At 67.6% G+C, this 2,033-nt stretch carries 1 protein-coding gene; it reads right to left on the reverse strand.

Annotated elements, in window-relative coordinates; genetic code table 11:
• Positions 1-1,649: DNRLRE domain-containing protein (locus ACZ67Q_RS39360; protein WP_471192443.1), on the reverse strand; the 1,649-nt coding region annotated here is incomplete at its 3' end.
• Between the last annotated feature and the right edge of the window lie 384 nt (positions 1,650-2,033).

Raw genomic sequence — 2,033 nt, forward strand, 5'->3', positions numbered from 1 at the left:
CCGGGGGTGGTCTTGCCGGCGGTGGGCTCGGAGGGCGGCCGGTTGTAGACGACCTCCATGGTGGCGGAGGTGGCCTTGAACTTGCGCCAGGTCTGGACGTCGGACTCGCTGGTGGCGCGGATGCCGAAGGTGATGTTCGACCAGCCGCCGTCGGCGCCCTTCTGCGCGGCGTCCTTGACGTTGAAGTCCTCGTAGTCGTCGGGGCAGGAGGTGGAGGACCAGCCGTGCGCGAAGGACTTCTTCTGCTGCACGGTCGACCAGCTGGGCTGCTTGTTCCACGTCGTGCCGGAGGAGATCGCGCCGGTGATCGCGAACTGGAACTCGCGGGTGGTGCAGGACCAGGAGTGGTTGTTGAGGACCTTGAAGGTCGCCGAGGAGATCGTCGCGCCCTTCAGGCTGGTGCTGTAGTTCATCCGCCAGAAGGAGCGGGCGGTGCCACCGGTCTCGCTCTCGTAGCCGACGCGGGCGTCGGAGGTGCCGGAGGAGAAGTTGGTGCCGTTCCAGAAGCTGGAGTTCGGATACGGCTTGTAGGCCACCGTCCAGGCCAGCCAGCCGCTGTTCAGGGTCGGGTCGACGAAGACCGGGTACTTCGTGTCGGCCTTGGTGAACAGGCCCGTGCCCGCGGCGTTGAGGTCGATGCGCGTGCTGCCGGTGCCGTCACCGTTCAGCTTCACGGGCATCGGCGCGCTGTGGGCGCCGGGCTCGATGCCGGACAGGCCGGACAGCTTCAGCACATCCGAGGCGGTGGCGGTGGAGGTGCGGGGGGTGCCCTTGCCCTCGTCGAGCTCCGGGTCACGGCCGTTGGAGTCCCACGCGAACGGGGTGGGGATCGAGCCGAGTTCCTTGCCCGCCTTGTCGCTGACCAGGATGCGGCCGGTGGCCGCATCGTGGTGGAAGACGGCCGTCTGGGACTGCAGGCCGTAGGAGAGGGTGGCCAGCGCCTTGGACTGCGCGGCCTCCTTGCTCTTCACGATCAGCAGCTGGGCGAAGCCGCCCTCCTCACGCGCGACCAGGAGCAGGTCGACGCCGGGCAGGACCTCGGAGTACAGGGCGCGCGAGCCGTCCAGGACCGGCTCGGGCAGGGTGCCGGGCCAGGTGTAGGCGACGGTGTGGCCGTTGATGTCGACCTCGGCCAGCACCGAGTCCTGGCCGCCCTCGGCGAGCGGGGCGCGGGCGAGGGAGCGGTCGGCGTGTGCGGCCTTGGTGCCGCTGGAGAAGCGGATCGGCTGGGCGGCGTTGACGGGCTGGACACCCAGGTTGCGCGGGGCGTTCTTCACCCGGCGCAGGTGGTTGTCGATCGCAGCCCAGGTGCCGTTCGCGGTCTTCGCCCGGGCCGGCGTCGCGGTCATCCGCGTGCGCAGCTTGCCGTCGGGCAGCGCCCAGGTCTGCTCGGTGGCCGTGGTCGCGGTGTCGATCAGGACCTGCTTGCGGGTGCGCTTGGCCTCGGCCTGGGCGGCCTTCTCGTCACGCAGCCCCGTCGAGGCCTGGCGGGCATCCGTGGCCTTGCCGGCCTCGGGTGGTGAGGTGTCGTCGGGTTGCCACCAGGGCAACAGGGCTGCGGTCAGGGCGGCCAGTACGAGGCCGAGGGTGACAGCCAGCCTGGTGCGCGTGCGCACGAAGGGGCTGAGAAAACGATGCGGCGCGGACACGGCGGCGGTCTACTCCCGTGTGAACCAGGCGGATACGGACAGCACGAACGGCCCCGGTCGGGCGGGCCGCGGGGCAGAGTCGCGCACACGATCACACGTTCGGCACAGCCAGTCCATGTATGAGGAATTTATGAAGTTGTGACGAAGGAATGGGGAGTACGTGACTCCGCCTTGACCATGTCGTAAGTGCGGCTTTTGGTCACCTGAAGTGCGGTCATAGGTGTGGGTGATCATGATCTTGTCGACTTATCCATGTAGGTGACCAAGAGTCAGATCTCGTCCCGTGTCACAGATCACACCGATGCAGGGAACCATTCCGGATCGATGTTGAAGCCGGTGGTGGTCATGACAGAGGGTGCGAATTCCATCTGTCGTTTTTCTTGC

This window comes from Streptomyces sp. NPDC036813 (assembly GCF_055609245.1).